The organism is Burkholderia sola, assembly GCF_905400185.1.
GTDB classification, from domain to species: Bacteria; Pseudomonadota; Gammaproteobacteria; order Burkholderiales; family Burkholderiaceae; genus Burkholderia; species Burkholderia sola.
Genome location: NZ_FR989676.1, coordinates 1,233,039 through 1,255,092 on the forward strand (window position 1 = coordinate 1,233,039; position 22,054 = coordinate 1,255,092).

Here is a 22,054-nt window from a genome sequence, read left to right on the forward strand (position 1 = left end):
CGCACGCCGCACCGGTCACTGCGTGCGCGTCGAACCCTTCGCCTCTTCGCCCGCCTGCGCGAGGGCGCTCCGAATCGCCGCCTCCGTCTTGTCGTATCCGCCCTCGCCATACCGCGTATAGACGATCTTGCCGTTCGCATCGATCAGGTACAGCGCGGGCCAGTACTGGTTGCCGTACGCGCGCCACGTGTCGTAGTGGTTGTCCTGCGCGACCGGATAGCGGATGTCGAAGCGCTTGATCGCATCGGCGACGTTCTTCGCGTCGCGTTCGAACGGATATTCCGGCGTATGCACGCCGACCACGACGAGCCCCTGGTCGCGATATTTCCGATACCAGTCGTTCACGTACGGGATCGTATGAATGCAGTTGATGCACGAGTACGTCCAGAAATCGACGAGCACGACCTTGCCGCGCAACTGGTCGAGCGTCAGCGGCGGGCTGTTGTGCCAGCGGTCGATGCCGGTGAAAGCGGGCGCCGCCATGCCGGCCGGCGACGCCTGGATGCCTGCGTCGTCGCGGGTGCCGGCGAACGCGGCGAGCCCGGCCGTGGCGGCGAGGGCGAGGACGAGGGCGGCGGTCTTGAGTCGGGGCAGCATGGCGTTCTCCTGATCTTTGGGGCCGCGGCGCGAGGGCGGCGGCCCGACGTGTTTCGACAGGCCCCATTAGGCGGCGCCGACGTATCTGCGATGTGTCCGGCCCGTCGCGCGTGTGCAATGTTGTGTGTCGTCGCGGTTGCGCGATACATTGGGATACAAACGCGTGCCCGCCGTGCGGTATAAAAGCGGACATCGCCCGCCCGAACCCCGATACCGCCCCCGACTCATGGACAAGATCGACCACGTGCTGATCGTCGACGACGATCGCGCGATCCGCGAACTGATCGCGGACTACCTCGAGAAGAACGGCATGCGCGTGTCGCTCGCCGCGAACGGCCGAGAGATGCGCAACGTGCTGGACGACGGCGCGCCCGACCTGATCGTGCTCGACCTGATGCTGCCCGGCGAGGACGGCCTGACGCTGTGCCGCGACCTGCGCGCCGGCAAGTTCCGCACGGTGCCGGTGCTGATGCTGACCGCACGCGGCGAGGAAACCGACCGCATCATCGGCCTCGAGATGGGCGCCGACGACTACCTGGCCAAGCCGTTCGCGGTGCGCGAGCTGCTCGCGCGGATCCGCTCGGTGCTGCGCCGCGCGCGCATGCTGCCGCCCGGCATGCAGGTGACGGAAACGGCCGCGCTGCTCGCGTTCGGCGAATGGCAACTCGACACGACCGGGCGCCACCTGCTCGACGCCGAAGGGACGCTGGTCGCGCTGAGCGGCGCCGAATACCGGCTGCTGCGCGTGTTTCTCGACAACCCGCAACGCGTGCTGACGCGCGACCAGTTGCTGAATCTCACGCAAGGGCGGCAGTCCGACCCGTTCGACCGCTCGATCGACCTGCTCGTGAGCCGGTTGCGCCAGCGTCTGCGCGACGGCGCGCGCGAACCGCGCTACATCAAGACGCTGCGCAACGAGGGCTACGTGTTCTCGTCGACCGTCACCGCCGTCGACGGTACGCCATGAGCGCGCGCACGCCGTGGCATTGGCCGCGTTCGCTGTTCGCGCGGCTCGCGCTGATCCTGTGCGTGGGCCTCGCGCTCGCGCAGACGCTGTCGTTCTGGCTCACCGTGACCGAGCGCGACCAGGCGACCACGAACCTGATGATGGGCTACATCGAGCGCGAGGTCGCCAGCTCGGTCGCACTGCTCGACCATCTGCCGCCCGCCGAGCGCGCTGCGTGGCTGCCGCGCCTCGCGCGGCGCAGCTATGCGTTCATCCTCGGGCCCGGCCAAACCGGCACGCCGCCGGAAGCGCGGCTGTCGGCGCGCGTCGAGCGCTCGATCTCGGACGGCATCGGCGGCGACTATCCGCTGACCGCGAATTCGATCCCCGGCGACAGCGAACATCTGCAGGTGCATCTGCGGCTGACCGACGGCTCGCCGCTGACGATCGACATCCATCCGATGTCGACGGTGCCGCTGTCGGGCTGGCTGCCGGCCGTGCTCGTGGTGCAGCTCGCGGTGCTGGCCGCGTGCTGCTGGCTCGCGGTGCGGCTCGCGACGCGGCCGCTCAAGCAGCTCGCGCAGGCCGCCGACGCGCTCGGGCCGGACCTGAAGGGCGAGCGGCTGAACGAAGACGGGCCGTCGGAAGTCGCGCGCGCCGCGCGGGCGTTCAACGCGATGCAGGACCGCATCGCGCAGTACATGGCCGAACGCATGCAGATCCTCGCGTCGATCTCGCACGATCTGCAGACGCCGATCACGCGGATGCGGCTGCGCGTCGACGTGATGGACGACGACACGCAGGGCGCGAAGCTGCGCCAGGACCTGCTGGAGATGGAGCATCTGGTGAAGGAGGGCGTCGCGTATGCGCGCACGCTGCACGGCACCGAGGAAGCCGCGCGCCGCATCGATCTCGATGCGCTGCTCGACAGCATCGTGTACGACTACACGGATGCGGGGCAGGACGTCGCGCTGCACAGCCATGCGCCGCTCGCGCTCGTTACGCGGCCGAAGGCGCTGCGCCGCATCGTCGGCAACCTCGTCGACAACGCACTGAAGTTCGCGGGCACGGCCGAGATCGACGTGCGGGCGGCGCCGGACGGCGGCGCGGTGATCGCGGTGCTCGACCGCGGGCCCGGCATTCCGGACGATCAGCTCGACGCGGTGTTCGAGCCGTTCAGGCGCGTGGAGACGTCGCGCAATCGCGATACGGGCGGCACGGGGCTCGGCCTCGCGATCGCGCGGCAACTCGCGCTTGCGATGGGCGGCACGCTCACGCTGAACAACCGGACGGACGGCGGCGGGCTCGAAGCGCGGCTGACGCTGAGGAACGCGGGGTGATGCGCTGGTGTTGCAGGCGTCGAAGCCGCGCGAGGGGCGGATGACGAGCCGGGACGCGCGCGTCAGCAGCGGCCGGTGCGCAGCGCGACCGCCCAGTCGTCGCGTCCGCGCGACGCCGCGATCGCGGCGGCCGTGTGCCAGTCGTATTCGACCGCATGGAATTCGACGTTCCAGCCGGCCGCCGTGCGCGACACCGTCGCGTAGCGCGCATGCGGCGAGCCCGTCTCGATTCGGTGCGGATGCGGCAGGTCGTCCGCGTACGCCTGCAGCCCGACGCTGCCCGGATTGACGATCAGCCGGCCGTCGTCGAGCTTCGCGGTGCGCGGCACGTGCGTGTGGCCGCACAGGATCAGCGAGGCCGCCGTGTCGCCCGCGCGTTGCTCGACTTCGTCGGGCGTGGCCGCGCGGCAGCCGTCGGGCGTGACGGTTTCGAGGAAATAGACGAGATCGCTGGCCGGCGTGCCATGCACCATCAGCACGTCCTCGTCGAGCGTCAGGCGTTCGGGCAGCGCGGCGATCCACGTGCGGTGGTCGGCGCGCAGCGTGTCATGCGCCCAGCGATCCGACAGCCCCATCGCGTCGCGCTCGTGCGTCAGCAGTTGCCGTTCGTGATTGCCCTTGATGGTCGGCAGGTCGAGCGCGATCAGGCGATCGGCCGTCTCGACCGGATGGAGCGCGCCCGACAGGATGTCGCCGAGGTTGACGATCACGTCGGCGCCGCGGCGGCGGACGTCGTCGAGCACCGCGTCGAGCGCGGCGAGGTTGCCGTGGATGTCGGACAGCGCGGCGATTTTCATGGCGGCAAGGCGATGTGGGGAACGGCGATTGTCGCCAATTCGGCGCGGGGCGTCTAATTGCGTCGCGGCATCGGCGCGTGACGCGCGGCGCAGTGGCGCGTCAGTCGGTCGCGAGCCGCGCGTACATCGCGAAATCGCCGGGCGTGCCGCGCACCATCTTGTAGGCGCGCAGCAGCCCTTCGTAGCGGTAGCCGCACTTCTGCAGCACGCGCGCGGAGCCCGCGTTGCGGGTTAGCACGACGGCCTGCATGCGGTTGAAGCCGCCTTCGTCGAATGCCCACGCGGTGACGGCGTCGCACACCGCGCTCGCGATGCCGCGCCCCCAGTGCGACGGCGCGAGGTCGTACGCGATCTCCGCCGAACGGTTCACGGTGGACACCGTATGCAACCCGACCGTCCCGGCAAGTGCGCCCGATGCGGTGTCGACAATCGCGAGGCGCCGGATCGAATCGGGATCGGTCGATTCGATGTTGTCGAACAGCGGCAGCAGACCGTCGGGCGAGCGCAGGTTCCAGCTCGTGTGACGGAAAACGTCGGGGTTCGACAGGTACGCGTACCACGCGTCGAGGTCCGCGCGTTCGAGTTGCCGGAGCGACAGGCCGGGGAATCCGGCGCCCGGCGGCGCGGCGACTCTCATCGAACCGGGCGCCTACGCGGCATGGCGCCGGTACAGCGCGAGCGAACCGGCGAGCGCGAGCAGCATCGCGCCGCACGTGCGTTCGAGCCACAGCGCGCCCGAGCGCTTCAGCAGCCGCACCGCGCGTGCGCCGAGCAGCGCGTAGCCGAACATCACGACGCCGTCGAGCAGCGCGAACGTGAGGGCGAGCGCGACGTACTGCGGCGCGAGCGGCGCCAGCGGATCGAGGAACTGCGGCAGGAACGCGGAGAAGAACAGATAACCCTTCGGGTTCGTCACCGCGGTCAGGAAGCTTTTCGCGAAGATCGACGCGTTGCGTTCGGTTGCCGCACCGGGTTGCGCGGCCCCGACGTCGAGCGCCCCCTTCGACGTGAGCAGCCGGATGCCGACATAGGCGAGGTAGGCGGCGCCAAGCCACTTCACGACCGAGAACCAGAACGCCGACGCCAGCAGCAGCGCGCCGAGGCCGAGCGCGACCGCGACGACCAGCACGAAGTCGGACAGCATCGCGCCCGCGAAACCGTAGGCCGCGCGGCGCACGCCGTAGCGCGAGCCGTTGGTCAGCGCGAGCAGCACGGTCGGGCCGGGCGTCGCGATGCCGACGAACGCGACGGCGGCGAAGATCAGCAGGGTCGTTTCATGCATGAAGGAGCTCCCGATGGAAGGCGCGCAGCCGATTATCGTCTGCGTCGCCACGCGCTGTACAGGCGCGGCGACCGCGCTCCCGGCCGGTCGCCGACTATCTCAATTTTGACAAGAAACTGTTGCCATTATTCCGCTTTGGAAAGGAACCGGTTCCAACTACCATACCGGCCGCAGCGGGCATGCCCGCCCGTCGTCGCGCGCGGACGTCGCCGGTCTCGCACCGCCGGCGGATGTCGGCGCCCGCGCGTGATATTCGCAAACAGCCAGCCAGAACAACGGGTTCACCGCCCGGAGACAACCAACCATGAACAAGCAACTGATCGCAGCCCCGCTGCTGCTCTCGCTCGCCGGTGTCGCCGCCGCGCAAAGCTCCGTCATGCTGTACGGCATCGTCGACGCGGGCGTGACCTATCGCAGCAACGAACGGGTCGGCTCGGCCGGCGCGTACACCGGGCATTCGAGCGTTGGGCTCACGACCGGCAACCTGTCCGGCAGCCGCTGGGGCATCAAGGGTTCCGAGGATCTCGGCGGCGGGATGCGCGCGCTGTTCGTCCTCGAGAACGGCTTCGACATCACCAACGGCACGTCGGGCCAGGGCGGCCGCCAGTTCGGCCGGCAGGCGTTCGTCGGCGTCGGCAGCGACCGCTACGGCACGATCACGCTCGGCCGCCAATACACGTCGCTCGACGACTTCGTGAGCCCGGTCGGCCCGTCGTCGTTCATCGGCGGCTTCGGCGCGCACCCGGGCGACATCGACGATCTCGACCAGACCGCGCGCGTCGACAGTTCGATCAAGTACACGAGCGCGAACTACGCGGGCTTCACGTTCGGCGCACTGTACGGCTTCGGCGGCCAGCCGGGCAGCATGAAGCAGCGCAACACGTGGAGCGTCGGCGCCGCGTACGCGGCCGGGCCGCTGCGCGTGGGCGTTGGCTACGAGCGCTCGGACAACAGCAAGACGGGCGCGACCGATCCGACGGCGGGCAAGTGGCAGAGCACCGACGACGGCCTGTTCAATTCGTCGATCAACGAAGGCTATGCGAGCGCGCAGTCGCAGCAGGTGATCGCGACCGGTGCGACGTACGACTTCGGCCCGGCCGTCGTCGGGGTGAACTACAGCAACGTGCAGTACCGCAGCGGCGCGCAGTCGCTGTTCTCCGGCCATGCGACGTTCAACGTCGCGGGCGTGTTCACGCGCTGGAACGTGCAGCCGCAGACGCAACTGTTCGCCGGCTACAGCTACACGCGCGGCAGCGACGTCGACGGCATCGACAACCGCGCGCAGTATCACAACGTCACGCTCGGCGCGGTCTACGACCTGTCGAAGCGCACCAGCGTGTATCTGCTCGGCGCGTACCAGCATGCGTCCGGCACGACGCTCGACGCGCTCGGCCGACCGGTGGCCGCGACCGCATCGGTGTCCGACAAGGCGAACGGTCACTCGTCCGATTCGCGCTCGCAGGCGATCGTGAGCCTCGGGCTGCGCCAGAAGTTCTGACGCACGGTCGTTGCGCGTGCAACGGAGCCCGCGGCCGAGGCGAGCCCCGTTGCATGCATGCTCCTATACTGTTGCCTCCCTTTTCGAGGAGACGACATGACCCGAACGCTTTCCGCGCGCTGCCTGTGCGGTGCCGTGACCGTCACGCTGCGCGGCGAGCCGGCCGCGCGGGCGAACTGTCATTGCGCGACCTGCCGCGATTTCTACGGCACGCCGATGCTGTCCGCGACCGCATGGCCGCCGGAGCAGGTGACGATCGACGGCGGCCACGCGACGTTTCCGCACCCGTCGAAGTCGATGGCGCGCACGTGGTGCGCAGCGTGCGGCGAGATCGTGTTCGGGACGAACCGGCTCGGCATGCGTGTCGTGCCGAACAGCCTGACTGCGCGGGCGCACGGCGGGCCATTGCCGGGCGACCTGCAGCCGACGATGCACCTGTTTTACCGGCAACGCGTGCTCGACGTCGTCGATGCGCTGCCGAAATACGTCGACGGCTGGGACGGCCCGACGCTCGATCCGGCGAACTGAACATCGCCGCCGCGTGCCGGTACGGCCGGCGCGCGGCCTTCCCCTCCGCATTCCTCTTTCCTTCCTGTTTTCCCTTCCGTGCCCGAAATCGCGAAAAGCCGATCGCGCCGCACAATAATTTTTCTCTTTCATTTTAATTTCGATTTGTAATAATCGAAAAGAATTCCGGGATGAAAAGGCAATACGGCAATGTCAGAAAAAATGACGGATTTGTATTGGATGACCCGGAAGAAAATGCCGGGGAATGCGCCGGAATCGTGCGGCTGGCAGGCCGTCGCGGCGCGGTTTCGAAGATTTTTCGATCGTTGACGAAAAAGCGCCGGACGCCAAAAGGCGTGGAGTGAATAATTCGGGGGGACGGCGAATGCGCATTTGCCGGAATCACCAATATTTCATGCGCCGCGATTTACAGTGTCGACCATTGTTCGTCTGGGAGCATTATTCATGTCAATGAAACAAATCCGCGCGGCGTTGCTCGGAATGTGCATCGCGCTGCTGGCGCCGGCAAGCCACGCGCAGGCGCAGTACTCGACCGACTGGCTCGCGAACACGTACGGCACGCTGGCCTCGCACGTCGGCAACGGCGCGCGCTCGATGTGGGTCGCGCCCGAAGGCGTGATCTACACGGCGTCGCGCTGGGACGAGAACGCGGGCGGCGTCGCGATCTACCAGAACGGCCAGCCGCTCGGCACGATCGGCATCCACGACGAATTCCACGGCGGCGCGATCACCGGCAATTCGACGTCGCTGTTCGTCGCGCTCGGCTACAACCGCACGTTCGGCAGCGGCTCGGTGGGTCGCTACAACCGCAGCACGAACCAGCGCGACCTGCGCATCCCGGTCAGCACGTGGACGGGCATCCAGTATGCGGACGTGATCACGGGCCTCGCGACGGGCGGCAACCTGCTGTACGTGAGCGACTTCTACGGCAACCGCGTGCGCGTCTATACGACCGACGGCGTGTGGCAGCGCGACATCGGCGTCACGGGCCCCGGCGCGCTGGCGCTCGATGCGGCCGGCAACCTGTGGGTCGCGCGCAAGAGCGCGGGCGTCGTCGCGCAGTTCAGTGCGACCGGTGCGGCGATGAACACGCTCCAGATGGCGGCCGGCGCGCGGCCGGCGTCGCTGTACTTCGATGCGCCGATGGGCCGGTTGATGGTGGGCGACGAAGGGCCCGACATGAACATCAAGGTGTACGGCGGGCTGCCCGGGATGCCGGTGCAGGTCGGTACGTTCGGCGTGCAGGGCGGCTATCTCGACACGACGACGGGCATCAAGGGGCAGGTCGGCGACAAGCGCTTCACGCGCGTCGCGGCGCTCGGCAAGGATGCGGCCGGCAACCTGTACGTGCTGAACAACGCGTGGGGCGGCGGCTGGGATCTCGGCCGCAACGGCAGCACCGATCTGCATTCGTACAGCCCGGTCGGCACGCTGCAATGGAAGCTGCAGGCGCTGAACTTCGAGGGCATCGCCGCGCCCGATCCCGCGACCGACGGCGCGTTGTTCTTCAGCGGCAACAATGTGTATACGGGCACCGCGGGCGGCACGTTCGTCGCGAACACGATCGACCCGTTCACCTATCCGAAGGACCCGCGCCTCGACATGAACGACTATCAGCGCGGCCAGCACTTCGGCCAGCTCGTGACGGTCGGTGGCAACCGGATTCTCGTCGCGTCGGGCCAGAACCCGGGCAACTTCAACTTATATTACTTCAACACCGCGAGCGGCTATATCGCGATTCCGGCCGGCTCGCTGCCCGGCAAGCCGTTCAACACGACGCTTCAGGTGACGGCCGGCTTCGACATCGACGGCAACGGCGACGTGTGGGCCGGACTGAACGGCTCCAACGTGATCACGCGCTACCCGATGACGGGCTTCGACGCGACCGGCAAGCCGTCATGGGGCAAGCCGGTGACGACGGCCGTGCCGAGCAGCGTGGCGCCCGTGACGCGCATCCTCTACCAGGCCGACAGCGACACGATGATCCTCGCGCAGGGCCTCGCGGGCAACTGGGACTGGACCGCGATGAACGGGCACATCGAGGTCTATCGCGGCTGGAAGAACGGCAACACGAGCACCCCGAACCCGGTGATCAACCTGACGAGCGCGAACCCGAAATCGATCGCGGCGGCCGGCCACTACCTGTTCGTCGGCTATGTGCACACGGTGCCGAACATCGACGTATTCGACCTGAACACCGGCGCGCTCGTCACGACGCTGACGAACTCGAACGCGTCGGCGATGGACGTCGGCAACGACGTCGACTCGATGTACGGCGTGCAGGCGTACCTGCGCTCGACCGGCGAATACGTGATCACGAAGGACAACTACAACGGCTCGAGCATCGTCGTGTATCGCTGGCGTCCGTGAGCGCGTCAGGCCGTCAGAACGATACCGTCGTCGTCAGCGTGACGAGCCGCGGCTCGCCGACCGCGACGATCAGGTTGCTGTTGCTCGACGGATAGTAGGTCTTGTCGAGCAGGTTCTTCACGTTGAGCTGGAAGCGGGTCGGGAACTTGCCGATCGTCGTTTCGTACGCCGCGAACGCGTCGACGGTCACGTAGCCGGGCAGCGAGAAGCTGTTCGCGGTGTCGCCGGGCCGCGCGCCGACGAGCCGCGCGCCGCCGCCGAAGCGCCAGCGCCCGGGCAGGTTCGCGATGGCCGTGTCGTACACCGCGAACAAGCTGCCCGTGTGGCGCGCGACGTTGACGAGCGGCGTGTTGCTGTCGCGATCGTTCGCGTTCGTATACGCATAGCTGCCGATCACGCTCAGGTGGCGCGTGATCTGCCCGGCGACGTCCAGCTCGATCCCGCGCGAGCGCGCGGTGCCGATCGTCGACGTGATGTCGCCAACCGTGACCGCGACGTTGCGCTTGTCGATCTGGTAGACGGCGAGCGTGCCCGTGATCGCGGGCTTCAGGCTGAACTTCAGCCCGGCCTCGAGCACGCGGCCGTATTCCGGCGCGAGCGGCGCCGCGACGTTCGACGCGACGTTCGGCTTGAACGAGCGGCTCACGTTCGCGTAGGCGGTCAGCGCCGGCGTCAACGCATACGCGAGCCCGAACTGCGGCAGCCAGACGCTGCCGCGCGAGCGGTCGGCGAACACGAACGGCCGGCCCATCCCCGATTCCTGCTGCCAGTTTTCCCAGCGCAGCCCGCCGACCGCAGTGAGGCGATCGGTGATCTTCACCGAGTCCTGCACGATCGTCGAATACGCATGCACGACCGAGCGCGAATCGCTCTGCTTCGGATTCGGCACGCCGCCCGGCGCGAGCAGGTCGTACGCGGGATCGTAGAGATTGAAGCCCGTCGTCGCCTTGCCGCGGATCGTGTCGCCGCGGAAGCTGCGCTGCCGCTCGTATTCGCCGCCGACGTAGATCGCGTGTTGCATGCCCGCGAGCGTCACGTTGCCGAGCAGGCCGAGCGTCGCGATCTGGTCCGAATCGTTGCGCCCGAGGTTCGCATCGGACGAGCGCGTGAGCGCGCCGGTCCTGCTGTTGAACGCTGTGGCGCGGGTGATGTATTGGTCGTAACGGTCGCGGCCCCAGCCGTAGGTCGCGCGTACGCGCCATGCATCGGAGAAGCGGTGCTCGATGCGCGTACGCAGCGTTTCCTGGATGCCGCTGCTTTGCGACCACGCTTCCTCGTAGCGGCGATAGCGCAGCGCATCATCGAGCTGGCCGTTGACGAGCACGGTGCCGCGGTCGAACGGCATCGTGTAGTCGACGTACTGGTAGCTGACGTCGATCGACGTGTTCGCGTCGTGCCACGACAGCGCGGGCGCGATCAGCGCATTGCGTTCGCGGCCGAAGCTGCGCCAGTAGCGGCTGGTGTCGTATTCGCCGGTCAGCCGGAATGCGAGCGTGCCGCCCGCGATCTGGCCGGGTTTGCCGAGCGGCCCCGTGAGATCGAACTGGGCGGTGCTGCCGCCGTGGTTCGTGCGCGACGCGGAGATCGAACCGCCGAACGTGTCTTCCGGCTTGCGCGTGACGAGATTGATCACGCCGCCCGGGTCCTGCATCCCGTACAGCAGCGAAGCGGGGCCCTTCAGCACTTCGACGCGATCGATCGTCGCGAGATAGCTGTGCAGCACCGGCGTGCGCACGCCGTCGACCAGCACCGAGCCGTCGTTGTTGGACCCGAAGCCGCGCTTGATGAACGCGTCGCGTGTGCCGCCGAGCGTGTTCGTCTGCGTGACGCCGCTGATGTTGCCGAGCACGTCGTCGAGCGAGCGCGCCTGCTGGTCCTGCATCACGCTGCTGCTGACCACCGCGACCGATTGCGGAATCTCCTTCAGTGGACGGTCGTCGCCGCCCGCGATGCTCGTCGTGCGCGGCTGATAGCCGATCGTCGGATCGACGGTGGCCGATGCATTGACGCTGATCGCCGGGAGTTCGTGTTCGGCGGCGGTCGCCGGAGCCGGTGCGGGGGCAACGGGTTCGGCGCCGGCCGCATGCGCGCCGGTCGCGGCGCACAGGGTGAGCAGGGCAGGCAGGCGCGTGTGCCACGGACGCGGGGTCCGGACACGGCAGGGCGTTCGACGGGATGGCATGAATCGAGGCGGGAAGAGGCGTGCTGAGGATCGTGGCGCGGGCTGCGGCGTTGCGTTGCGTACAGGACGCGCATGATATATGTAATGAGAACCATTTGCAATTGTAATGGGGCGACCGGGCAACGCTTGGCCCTGGGTTGCCGGCCTGTCGGCCGTCTGCTACCGTAGCGGCCAAAATCAGACGCAGTGAAATTCAACGAGAGAGCCGGGGGCCGCACCATGTCATCTTCCTGTCACGTCGCGCTCGGCGCGATGCCACGCACCGCGCACGACCGCGCGGGCGACGAAGTGATCGCAGCCGTGTACCGCCATTCGAACGATTAAAGCGACGCAAGCGCATTCCGCCGGCGTTGCGCCGGGCTTCGATCATTTCAACCACCACGCTAGACGGGAGACCACCCTTGAAGAAGATTTCCGCGCCGTTCGCGGCGGCTGCCCTTGCGGCCTGCGCGCTGCTGACGGGCGTTCACCAGGCCGCGTGTGCGGCTTCGAACGCCGAACCTGCGATCGACGCGCACTACGGCGCGATGATCGAGGCTTATACGCAGGACATGGCCGCCGCGAAGGCGAAATACGACGGCAAGCGCGTCACGTTCGTCGGCGCCGTGATCCGGATGGGCAGCGACCCGGGCGGCACGTACTTCGGCGCGCTGACGGCCGACGGCGAGCAATTCGACACGCATTTCGACGTGGCCGACCAGGACGCGCTGAAGCCGAAATTCCCCGGCGGCGAGATCAAGCCGTTCGTTACGTCGGCGGCGTTCCGGTTCAGTTGCGTGAACGAAGGCTATGTCGATGCGCCGGTGCTGCCGGGGTTGAAGCTGTCGCATTGCCGGCTCGCCGATTGAGCTGACTGAGCGATGGGCGCGGGGCGGCGTGCGATGGTTGGGCGGGTTCGGATTGCAGCACCATCGATCGTCTTCGTTATCGTGGGGTCGGCCGCCGCGTGTCGGGCGGTCCGACTACCGATCTACAGATCGAGCACCAGCAGGTTGGTGCGCGATCGCGAGCAGCACGGCATGAACTGGTCGCCGGCCGCTTTTTCGTCGTCGGTCAGATACGCATCGCGATGATCGGGCTCGCCTTCGAGCACGCGGGTCAGGCAGGTGCCGCACACGCCTTGCTCGCACGACGTCAGCACGTCGACGCCGTTCGCCGCCAGCGCCGCGATCACCGTGCATTCGGCCGGCACGTCGATCACCTTGCCGCTGCTCGCGATCCTGACCTGGAATGCACGATCCGCGCCGGACGATGCGACCGCGCCGCCGAAGAACTCATAGTGCAGCCGTGCGTCGGGCCAGTCGCGCTCGCGCGCGGCGTTCAGCACCGCGTCCATGAAGCCGCGCGGGCCGCATACGTACAGATGCGTGCCGTCGGGCGCGCCGGCCAGCACGGCAGCCAGATCGAAGCGTTGCGCGGGAGCGCCGTCGTCGACGTGGAAGCGGACGTGATCGCGAAACCCGGCCGCATTGATCCGCTCGACGAAGGCCATGCGATCGGCCGAACGCGCGCAGTAATGCATGTCGAACGGGATGCCGGCCGAGCACAGCCGTTCCGCCATGCTCAGGATCGGCGTGACGCCGATCCCGCCGGCGAGCAACAGATGGTGCGGCGCGTCGGGCGCGAGCGGGAATTGATTGCGCGGCAGGCCGATCCGCACGGTATCGCCTTGCCGGACTTCGTCGTGAATCGCGCGCGACCCGCCGCGGCCGTCGGCCTCGCGCAGCACCGCGATCTGATAGCGATCGCGTTGCGCCGGGTGGTTGCACAGCGAGTACTGGCGCACGAGCCCGCCCGGCAGATGCACGTCGATATGCGCGCCAGCGTCGAAGTGCGGCAACGGCGAGCCGTCGTCGCTGACGAATTCGAAGCCGCAGATGTCGCGCGCTTCCTGCCACTTGCGGGCTACGCGGACCGTCAATGTCGCGCCGCTCATGACGCTTCCCTGACCTGCGCGACTGGAATCGCGGGCCGCTGCGGGCTCGCCGCGTTTTCGGCGGCGAGCAGCCGGTCGATCACCTTGCGCGACAGCACGCCGCCGGCGTCGATGTTGAGCTTGAGCAGCGTGCGCTCGGGCCACTGCTCGAGATTGCGCTGCTGTCGCTCGAGCATCTCGAGATCTTCCGAGAAGATCTTGCCCTGGCCTTCGCGGATCTCGGCGGTCAGTGCGCGATCGTCGGGCCGGAAGTTGCGCGCCATCCCCCAGAAGTACCAGATCGACGTGTCGGTTTCCGGTGTGATGAAGTCGACCACGATCGACGACGCCTTCTTGTGCGCCGGCGCGTCGTAGCCGCCGTGGCCCGCATGCGCGACGCCCACTTCGATCATCACGTGGCTCGGCGGCGTGAAGCGGCAGATCTGCCAGCGGTCGACCGGCACGTCGTCGGCGAGCCCGTTGCCGCGCAGCGCCATCCGCCAGAACGGCGGCGGCATCACGTTCTCCATGAAGCGGCTCGTGACGACCTCGTCGCCATGGCTCACCGTCTTCGGCGGCGCTTCGTCGATTTCCTTCTGGCCGATGCTCGACGCATGCACGTAGGTCTCGTGCGTGAGGTCCATCAGGTTGTCGATCATCAGCCGGTAGTCGCAGCGGATGTGATACAGGCCGCCGCCGTGCGCCCAGGCCGGATCCTCGGCCCACGCCAGCGCGGGCAGTTTGGCGGGATCGGCTTCGGACGCGTCGCCCGGCCAGACCCACACGAAGCCGTACCGCTCGACCGCCGGGAAGCTGCGAATCGGCGGGAAACCGCCGACGCGCTGGCCCGGCATGCCGGCCGTCTTGCCGTTGCACCCCATTTCGAGCCCGTGATAGCCGCACACGAGCACGCCGTCGCGCACGAATCCCAGTGACAGCGGCGCGCCGCGATGCGGGCAGAAATCCTCGAGCGCGGCGACCCGGCCGTCCGCCGCGCGGTAGAGCACCATCGACTCGTTGCAGATCTTGCGGCCCAGCGGCTTGCCGTCGATTTCATCGGGCGTGCACGCCACGTACCAAGCGTTCTTGAGAAACATGTTCTTTGTCTCCTTCGGGGACGGTGCCGCCGGGGATGCGGCCCGATCTTCATTCCGTGTACTGAATGAGATTCAGTGTACGCATTGAGATTGGCGGAAACAAGGCGAGCGGTATACTGGTTTTCCCGGGAAATGGCGCGACGCAGCGCCATGCCGACGGCGCGCGCAACCGGCGTGTGCCGCCTATGTCATCGACTCATTCATGGAAAAAACGAATCCCGCCGACCTGCCGGCTTTCCCGATCGACCTGTACGACGAACCGGGGCACCTGATCCGGCGCGCGCACCAGATCGCGGTCGCGATGTTCTACGAGAAGCTGGGCCGGGACGTGACGCCCGTGCAGTACGCGGTGCTGCGGATGCTCTACGAGAATCCGGGGCTCGACCAGGTGACGCTCGCGCAGCGGGTGGCGCTCGACACGTCGACCACCGCGGATCTCGCGGTCCGGCTCGAAGCGAAAGGATTGATCGTCCGCGAAGTGCTGCCGCGGCGTCAGCGGCGTCTGTTGTTGACGCCGGCGGGCGTCGAGTTGCTCACCCACCTGATTCCGTCGGTGCAGGAACTGCGTGCCGGGCTGTTCGACGGGATGGGCGAAGATGATTCGCAGGAATTGATGCGGCTGTTGCGCAAGTTCGTGCATTTGAACAACGAGCAGAGTCGCGCGCCGCTGCGCGTCAGCGAGGATTCGTAGTGGCGCCGAGCCGTGAGCGACGGCGCAGAGGCTGCGGCGAGGCGGTCGCCGCGCTGCTCATCCGCGTCACGCGCGTGACGCTTCCCCTTCCAGCCGCCGCACCGCTTCCGCCACTTCATTCCTGAAGCGCACCAACGCCGCCTGCTCCGGCGCCGGCGGCTGCATCGCGGCCCACAGCATGTCGATCAACTGCGTGGCCGTCGTTTCCGTATCGAGCTTGCGGTGCCCGAGGATCGCATCCCACAGCACATGCTCCATCGGGCCGAACACCATCGAGCGCAGCAGGCTCAGCGGCAGATCCGCGCGAACCTGCCCGGCCGCCTGGCCGCGCGCGAGCACGTCCATCAGCGGCGCCGTGTAGCGGCGCTGCAGCGCGGTGAGTTCGTCGCTCAGCGCATGCTGCTTCGCGCGGCCTTCCGACAGCACCAGCGCGCACAGCCCCGTCCCGTTCACGAGCATCAGCCGCAGGTGCGTGCGCACGATGAACGCGAACTGCTGCTGCACCGATGCGTCCCGCGGCATCCCGTGTTCGAACGCGGCGATGATTTCGTCGTACCAGTCGGCGATCACTCGCGCGCACAGCTCGCGCTTGCCGCGGAAATAGCTGAACACCGTCGCCTCCGATACGCCCACGCGCTGCGCGATCTCGGCGGCCGTCGCATGCTCGTAACCCTTTTCGGCGAACACTTCACGGCCGGCGCGCAGAATGTCCTGCACGCGCTGCTGGGATTTGCGCCCGGCGGGTGCGCGCGGCGTGTCGGCGCGGTCGGCTTTGGCGGTGGCGGTCATGGTGTCGGCGGGAGCGGCTGTCATGCTCGCATCATATCTGAGTATCACTCAAAAAACTATTGACGCCGAACCCGGCGAGGCGCGAAACTGTGCAAAATTTACGCTGTATTAGTCAATGAATACCCGTATTCATTCGATTTGAGCGAAACTCAGAAATCGGTGAGTGCGACACACTTTCTGGAAGACGGAGGAGACATGATCAACCTGCCCGGCGTGCAATTCATGCTCGGTGAAGACATCGAGATGCTGCGCGACGCCGTCGCGACGTTTGCGGCGAAGGAAATCACGCCGCGCGCGGCGGAGGTCGACCGCACCGACCAGTTCCCGATGGATCTGTGGAAGAAGTTCGGCGATCTCGGCGTGCTCGGCATGACCGTCTCCGAGGAATACGGCGGCGCGAACCTGGGCTACACCGCGCACATGGTCGCGATGGAGGAGATCTCGCGCGCATCGGCGTCGATCGGCCTGTCGTACGGCGCGCACTCGAACCTGTGCGTGAACCAGATCCACCGCAACGGCACCGAAGCGCAAAAGCGGAAATACCTGCCGAAGCTCGTGTCCGGCGAACACATCGGCGCGCTCGCGATGAGCGAGCCGAACGCCGGCTCCGACGTCGTCAGCATGAAGCTGCGCGCGGACAAGCGCGGCGATCGCTACGTGCTCAACGGCACGAAGATGTGGATCACCAACGGCCCCGACTGCGATACGCTCGTCGTCTACGCGAAGACGGACGTCGAAGCGAATTCGCGCGGCATCACCGCATTCATCGTCGAGAAGGGGATGAAGGGCTTCTCGGTCGCGCAGAAGCTCGACAAGCTCGGCATGCGCGGTTCGCACACGGGCGAGCTCGTGTTCCAGGACGTCGAGGTGCCGGAAGAGAACATCCTCGGCCAGTTGAACGGCGGCGTGAAGGTGCTGATGAGCGGCCTCGACTACGAGCGCGCGGTGCTGTCGGGCGGCCCGACGGGCATCATGGCCGCGTGTCTCGACGCGGTGGTGCCGTATATCCACGATCGCAAGCAGTTCGGCCAGTCGATCGGCGAATTCCAGCTGATCCAGGGCAAGGTCGCCGACATGTACACCACGTTCCAGGCGTGCCGCGCGTACCTGTACGCAGTCGGCCGCCATCTCGACTCGGCGGGCAGCGACCACATTCGCCAGGTGCGCAAGGACTGCGCGGGCGTGATCCTCTACACGGCCGAGAAGGCGACGTGGATGGCCGGCGAGGCGATCCAGATCCTCGGCGGCAACGGCTACATCAACGAATACCCGGTCGGCCGCCTGTGGCGCGATGCGAAGCTGTACGAGATCGGCGCCGGCACGAGCGAGATCCGCCGGATGCTGATCGGCCGCGAGCTGTTCGCGGAAACGATGTAACGCCCTACGTCACGCGAACGGAGCCCCGTCGATGCCGATCATCGAATCGAAACTGAACCCGCGTTCGGAAGACTTCCGCGCGAATGCCGCCGCGCTCGAGGCGGTCGTCGCCGACCTGCGCGCGAAGATCGAACAGCTCGCGCAAGGCGGCGGCCAGGCCGCACGCGACAAGCACCTGTCGCGCGGCAAGCTGCTGCCGCGCGATCGCATCGCGCAACTGCTCGATCCGGGCGCGCCGTTCCTCGAGTTCTCGCAACTCGCCGCGAACGGCATGTACAACGACGACGCGCCGGGCGCGGGCGTCATCACCGGCATCGGCCGCATTGCCGGCCGCGAATGCGTGATCGTGTGCAACGACGCGACGGTCAAGGGCGGCACCTACTACCCGATCACCGTGAAGAAGCACGTGCGCGCGCAGGAAATCGCCGCGGAAAACCGGCTGCCATGCGTGTACCTCGTCGATTCGGGCGGCGCGAACCTGCCGAACCAGGACGACGTGTTTCCCGATCGCGATCACTTCGGCCGCATCTTCTTCAACCAGGCGACGATGTCGGCGGCGGGGATCGCGCAGATCGCCGTCGTGATGGGTTCGTGCACGGCCGGCGGCGCCTACGTGCCGGCGATGAGCGACGAGTCGATCATCGTGAAGGACCAGGGCACGATTTTCCTCGGTGGGCCGCCGCTCGTGAAGGCCGCGACCGGCGAGGAAGTCAGCGCCGAGGATCTCGGCGGCGGCGACGTGCATACGCGCCTGTCGGGCGTGGCCGACCATCTCGCGCAGAACGACGCGCACGCGCTGTCGATCGCGCGCAACATCGTCGGCCACCTCGCGCCGAAGATCGCGCCGCCGGTCGCGCTGCGCGAGCCGAAGCCGCCGCGCTACGACGCGAAGAGCCTGTACGGCGTGATTCCGGTCGATACGCGCAAGCCGTTCGACGTGCGCGAGGTGATCGCGCGCATCGTCGACGATTCCGAATTCGACGAATTCAAGGCGCGCTTCGGCACGACGCTCGTCACCGGCTTCGCGCACATCTGGGGCCATCCGGTGGGGATCGTCGCGAACAACGGCATCCTGTTTTCCGAATCGGCCGTGAAGGGCGCGCATTTCATCGAGCTGTGCTGCCAGCGCAAGATCCCGCTCGTGTTCCTGCAGAACATCACGGGCTTCATGGTCGGCCGCAAGTACGAGAACGAAGGCATCGCACGGCATGGCGCGAAGATGGTGACGGCCGTGTCGAACGCGAAGGTGCCGAAGTTCACGGTGATCATCGGCGGCTCGTTCGGCGCCGGCAACTACGGAATGTGCGGCCGCGCGTTCGGCCCGCGTTTCCTGTGGATGTGGCCGAATGCCCGGATCTCGGTGATGGGCGGCGAACAGGCCGCGTCGGTGCTCGCGACCGTGCGCCGCGACGGCATCGAAGCGAAGGGCGGTTCGTGGTCGCCCGAGGAAGAAGATGCGTTCAAGCAGCCGATTCGCGACCAGTACGAGCGCCAGGGCCATCCGTATTACGCGAGCGCCCGGCTGTGGGACGACGGCGTGATCGACCCCGCACAGACGCGCGACGTGCTCGGGCTCGGCCTCGCCGCGTCGATGAACGCGCCGATCGACGACACGCGCTTCGGCGTGTTCCGCATGTAACGCCCGGGAGGACCGACCGATGCGATACGAAACGATCAAGGTCAGCGAAGCCGGCCGCGTGGCGACCGTCACGCTCGCGCGTCCCGACGTGCGCAATGCGTTCAACGAGACGACGATCGCCGAGCTGACCACCGCGTTCGAATGGCTCGATGCGCACGAAGGCGTGCGCGCGATCGTGCTCGCCGCGGAAGGCGCCGCGTTCTGCGCGGGCGCGGACCTGAACTGGATGAAGAAGATGGCCGGTTACTCGGACGACGAGAACCGCGCCGATGCGCGCAAGCTCGCGCGGATGCTCGAAGCGATTCATCGCTGCGGCAAGCCGGTGATCGCGCGCGTGCATGGCGACGCGTATGCGGGCGGCGTGGGCCTCGTCGCGGCGGCCGACATCGCGATCGCCGCGGACGGCGCGAAGTTCTGCCTGTCGGAAGCGCGGCTCGGGCTGATTCCCGCGACGATCGCGCCGTACGTCATCCGTGCGATGGGCGAGCGCGCGGCGCGCCGCTACTTCACGACGGCCGAAGTGTTCGACAGCGTGCGCGCCGCATCGCTCGGCTTCATTCACGACGCGGTGCCGGCCGACGCGCTCGACGAAACGGTCGCGAAGCTGGCTGCGACGCTCGTCGCGAACGGCCCCGACGCCGTGAAGGCGTGCAAGCGGCTCGTCGCCGACGTGGCCGGGCGCGCGCTCGACGCGACGCTGATCGAGCAGACCGCCGACTGGATCGCGAAGACCCGCGCCGGCGCGGAAGCGCGCGAAGGGATCGCGTCCTTCCTCGAAAAGCGCACGCCGTCGTGGCGTGAATGATTGCGTGACCTCAACCTTCCGGACGACATCGAAGCCATGTTCGACAAGATTCTGATCGCCAACCGCGGCGAAATCGCGTGCCGCGTCGCTGCGACGTGCAAACGTCTCGGGATCGCGAGCGTCGCCGTCTATTCCGACGCGGATGCGAACGCGAAACACGTGGCCGCGTGCGACGAGGCCGTGCATATCGGCGGCTCGGCCGCGGCAGACAGCTACCTGCGCATCGAGCGCATCATCGACGCCGCGCGCGCGACCGGTGCGCAGGCGATTCACCCCGGCTACGGCTTTCTGTCGGAGAACGAAGATTTCGCGCACGCGTGCGAAGAGGCCGGCATCGTGTTCATCGGGCCGCCGGTCGACGCGATCGCGGCGATGGGCTCGAAGGCTGCCGCGAAGGCGCTGATGCACGCGGCCGCCGTGCCGCTCGTGCCCGGCTATCACGGCGACGACCAGGACGCGGCCAACCTGCATGGCGAAGCCGATCGGATCGGCTACCCGGTGCTGCTGAAGGCGAGCGCAGGCGGCGGCGGCAAGGGGATGCGCGTGGTCGAACGCTCCGACGATTTCCCGGCGGCGCTCGCGTCGTGCCAGCGCGAAGCCGCGAGCAGCTTCGGCAACGACCGCGTGCTGATCGAGAAATACCTGATGCGCCCGCGCCACGTCGAAGTGCAGGTGTTCGGCGACACGCACGGCAATACCGTCTACCTGTTCGATCGCGACTGCTCGGTGCAGCGTCGTCACCAGAAGGTGCTCGAGGAAGCGCCGGCACCGGGTTTGCATGCGGACGTGCGCCAGGCGATGGGCGAGGCGGCCGTCGCGGCCGCGCGCGCGGTGGGCTACGTCGGTGCGGGCACCGTCGAGTTCATCATGACGGGCGAAGCGTTCTACTTCATGGAGATGAACACGCGCCTGCAGGTCGAGCATCCGGTGACCGAGATGGTCACGGGGCTCGATCTCGTCGAATGGCAATTGCGCGTCGCGTCGGGCGAACCGCTACCGCTGAAGCAGGAGGAACTGCGCGTGCACGGTCATGCGCTCGAGGCGCGCCTGTACGCGGAGAACCCCGCGCGCGGCTTCCTGCCGTCGACGGGTACGCTGAAGCATCTGCGGCTGCCGGCAGGCGTCGAATTCGACATCGGGGCGGCGGTGCGCGTCGACAGCGGCGTGCGCGAAGGCGATGCGATCACACCGTTCTACGATCCGATGATCGCGAAGCTGATCGTGCACGGCGCGGATCGCGCGGAAGCGCTGAGCCTGATGCAGCGTGCGCTGCGCGCGTGCGAAGTGGTCGGCCTGCACACCAACGCCGCGTTCCTGCAGCGGATCGTTGCGTGCGAGCCGTTCGCGATCCCCGATCTCGACACGGGTCTGATCGAGCGCAACCACGAGGCGCTGTTCGCGCCGCAACAGCCGCCGCGTGCGACGCTCGCACTCGCATGTGCCGTGCTGCTCGCACGCGAGCGTGGCGCCGCCGCGCAGGAAGGTGCGTCGCCGTGGTGTTCGCTGCCGGACTGGCGGCTGAACGGCGGCTATCGCCGCACGCTCGAATGGCACGCGACCGAGCGCGAAGCGGACGTGACGGTCACGTACGAGGACGACGGCGCCGGCACGCGCATCGCGATCGGCGACGCGGCGGCGCAACCGTTCGCATGGACGCGCGGCGCCACGCCGCTCGATTTCGACGTGACGCTGGGCGGCGTGCGCAGCAGCGGCCGCGTGTATGCGGACGGCGACACGTTCCACGTGTTCACGCAGGGCGCGGCCGAGACGTTCGAATGGCGCAACCTGCTTGCGCATGCGGGCGACGCGGAGCAGGGCGGCGGCCGCCTGACCGCGCCGATGCCCGGCAAGGTGATCGCGGTGCTGGTCGAGCCGGGCCAGAAGGTCGAAGCCGGTACGCCGCTGATCGTGATGGAAGCGATGAAGATGGAGCATACGATCGGCGCGCCGAGCGCGGGTGTCGTCGCGGAAGTGCTGTACGGCGTCGGCGATCAGGTCGCGGACGGTGCGCAGTTGCTGATGATGGCGGAAGGCTGAGCGTTGCATACACGTGAGGGCCGTTGCCGGCTCTCACGCACGGGCCGTCGTGCCCCGCATTATCCGGGCGTCCCCGACGCGATCCGGCTGCGAATACCTGATGTGCCTTTCATCAGGACGACATCGCATTCTTGTGCAGTGATCGTCGCTCTCGTCGCGCATAG

At 67.6% G+C, this 22,054-nt stretch carries 20 protein-coding genes; 12 read left to right on the forward strand and 8 right to left on the reverse strand.

Annotated features, from left to right (window positions below):
- Positions 1–15: 15 nt before the first annotated feature.
- Positions 16–597 (reverse strand): thioredoxin family protein, encoded by a 582-nt coding sequence (locus tag KR541_RS22085; protein ID WP_050016247.1) that lies wholly within the window; start codon positions 595–597, stop codon positions 16–18.
- A 226-nt stretch (positions 598–823) separates the two neighbouring features.
- Here KR541_RS22085 and KR541_RS22090 point away from each other — a divergent pair, with 226 nt between their 5' ends.
- Both KR541_RS22090 and KR541_RS22095 read left to right on the forward strand, forming a co-directional pair.
- Positions 824–1,564, forward strand: a complete 741-nt coding sequence (locus KR541_RS22090; RefSeq protein WP_050016245.1) for a response regulator — start codon at positions 824–826, stop codon at positions 1,562–1,564.
- A complete protein-coding gene (locus tag KR541_RS22095) occupies positions 1,561–2,883 on the forward strand; it encodes an ATP-binding protein (RefSeq protein ID WP_050016244.1) in 1,323 nt (440 codons plus the stop codon). Before KR541_RS22090 ends, KR541_RS22095 begins: the two co-directional genes overlap by 4 nt.
- A gap of 62 nt (positions 2,884–2,945) precedes the next feature.
- Here the strand turns inward: KR541_RS22095 and KR541_RS22100 are convergent, their stop codons facing one another.
- The 3 genes from KR541_RS22100 to KR541_RS22110 all read right to left on the reverse strand — a co-directional run bounded on the left by KR541_RS22100 (position 2,946) and on the right by KR541_RS22110 (position 4,962).
- Positions 2,946–3,680, reverse strand: coding sequence for a metallophosphoesterase family protein (locus tag KR541_RS22100; protein ID WP_050016242.1), 735 nt, complete (start codon positions 3,678–3,680; stop codon positions 2,946–2,948).
- 100 nt (positions 3,681–3,780) lie between these two features.
- Complete coding sequence (locus KR541_RS22105) at positions 3,781–4,317, reverse strand: GNAT family N-acetyltransferase (protein ID WP_050016240.1); 537 nt, start codon at positions 4,315–4,317, stop codon at positions 3,781–3,783.
- Positions 4,318–4,329: 12 nt separating this feature from the next.
- Positions 4,330–4,962 carry a LysE family translocator gene (locus KR541_RS22110; protein WP_050016238.1) on the reverse strand — a complete coding sequence of 211 codons (633 nt, stop codon included), beginning with the start codon at positions 4,960–4,962 and terminating at the stop codon, positions 4,330–4,332.
- Positions 4,963–5,266: 304 nt separating this feature from the next.
- On the opposite strand from KR541_RS22110, the gene KR541_RS22115 reads away from it, so the two are divergent.
- From KR541_RS22115 to KR541_RS22130, 4 genes are all read left to right on the forward strand, one after another.
- On the forward strand, positions 5,267–6,460 hold the full coding sequence (locus KR541_RS22115; RefSeq protein WP_216089785.1) for a porin: 1,194 nt from the start codon (positions 5,267–5,269) through the stop codon (positions 6,458–6,460).
- A 96-nt stretch (positions 6,461–6,556) separates the two neighbouring features.
- A complete protein-coding gene (locus tag KR541_RS22120) occupies positions 6,557–6,988 on the forward strand; it encodes a GFA family protein (protein ID WP_006490053.1) in 432 nt (143 codons plus the stop codon).
- Positions 6,989–7,158: 170 nt separating this feature from the next.
- On the forward strand, positions 7,159–7,332 hold the full coding sequence (locus KR541_RS22125) for a hypothetical protein (RefSeq protein ID WP_162838126.1): 174 nt from the start codon (positions 7,159–7,161) through the stop codon (positions 7,330–7,332).
- Between the two features lie 100 nt (positions 7,333–7,432).
- Positions 7,433–9,358, forward strand: coding sequence for an NHL repeat-containing protein (locus KR541_RS22130; protein ID WP_216089786.1), 1,926 nt, complete (start codon positions 7,433–7,435; stop codon positions 9,356–9,358).
- Positions 9,359–9,371: 13 nt separating this feature from the next.
- Here KR541_RS22130 and KR541_RS22135 read toward each other — a convergent pair whose 3' ends face one another.
- Entirely contained in the window at positions 9,372–11,540 is a 2,169-nt protein-coding gene (locus KR541_RS22135; protein WP_050016233.1) for a TonB-dependent siderophore receptor, read from the reverse strand.
- Between the two features lie 401 nt (positions 11,541–11,941).
- Here KR541_RS22135 and KR541_RS22140 point away from each other — a divergent pair, with 401 nt between their 5' ends.
- On the forward strand, positions 11,942–12,388 hold the full coding sequence (locus KR541_RS22140; RefSeq protein ID WP_050016231.1) for a hypothetical protein: 447 nt from the start codon (positions 11,942–11,944) through the stop codon (positions 12,386–12,388).
- A 122-nt stretch (positions 12,389–12,510) separates the two neighbouring features.
- On the opposite strand, the gene KR541_RS22145 is transcribed toward KR541_RS22140, so the two are convergent.
- Positions 12,511–13,476 (reverse strand): PDR/VanB family oxidoreductase, encoded by a 966-nt coding sequence (locus KR541_RS22145; protein ID WP_050016229.1) that lies wholly within the window; start codon positions 13,474–13,476, stop codon positions 12,511–12,513.
- Entirely contained in the window at positions 13,473–14,552 is a 1,080-nt protein-coding gene (locus KR541_RS22150; RefSeq protein ID WP_050016227.1) for an aromatic ring-hydroxylating dioxygenase subunit alpha, read from the reverse strand. The genes KR541_RS22145 and KR541_RS22150 overlap by 4 nt, the downstream gene beginning before the upstream one ends.
- A 202-nt stretch (positions 14,553–14,754) precedes the next feature.
- Between KR541_RS22150 and KR541_RS22155 the strand changes: the two genes are divergently transcribed.
- Positions 14,755–15,243, forward strand: a complete 489-nt coding sequence (locus KR541_RS22155) for a MarR family winged helix-turn-helix transcriptional regulator (RefSeq protein WP_050016226.1) — start codon at positions 14,755–14,757, stop codon at positions 15,241–15,243.
- Positions 15,244–15,309: 66 nt separating this feature from the next.
- Here the strand turns inward: KR541_RS22155 and KR541_RS22160 are convergent, their stop codons facing one another.
- A complete protein-coding gene (locus KR541_RS22160) occupies positions 15,310–16,056 on the reverse strand; it encodes a TetR/AcrR family transcriptional regulator (RefSeq protein ID WP_050016225.1) in 747 nt (248 codons plus the stop codon).
- Positions 16,057–16,227: 171 nt separating this feature from the next.
- Here KR541_RS22160 and KR541_RS22165 point away from each other — a divergent pair, with 171 nt between their 5' ends.
- From KR541_RS22165 to KR541_RS22180, 4 genes are read left to right on the forward strand one after another with little or no spacing between them, the layout of a single operon-like run.
- A complete protein-coding gene (locus tag KR541_RS22165; RefSeq protein WP_050016222.1) occupies positions 16,228–17,409 on the forward strand; it encodes an isovaleryl-CoA dehydrogenase in 1,182 nt (393 codons plus the stop codon).
- A gap of 31 nt (positions 17,410–17,440) precedes the next feature.
- The gene (locus KR541_RS22170; RefSeq protein ID WP_050016221.1) at positions 17,441–19,048 is read left to right on the forward strand and encodes a carboxyl transferase domain-containing protein; all 1,608 of its coding nucleotides are present in this window, start codon (positions 17,441–17,443) and stop codon (positions 19,046–19,048) included.
- Between the two features lie 19 nt (positions 19,049–19,067).
- Positions 19,068–19,853: an enoyl-CoA hydratase/isomerase family protein gene (locus KR541_RS22175; RefSeq protein WP_050016219.1), complete on the forward strand. Its 786-nt coding sequence runs from the start codon at positions 19,068–19,070 to the stop codon at positions 19,851–19,853.
- 36 nt (positions 19,854–19,889) lie between these two features.
- Positions 19,890–21,890 carry an acetyl/propionyl/methylcrotonyl-CoA carboxylase subunit alpha gene (locus KR541_RS22180; protein ID WP_216089787.1) on the forward strand — a complete coding sequence of 667 codons (2,001 nt, stop codon included), beginning with the start codon at positions 19,890–19,892 and terminating at the stop codon, positions 21,888–21,890.
- The last annotated feature ends 164 nt before the right edge of the window (positions 21,891–22,054 follow it).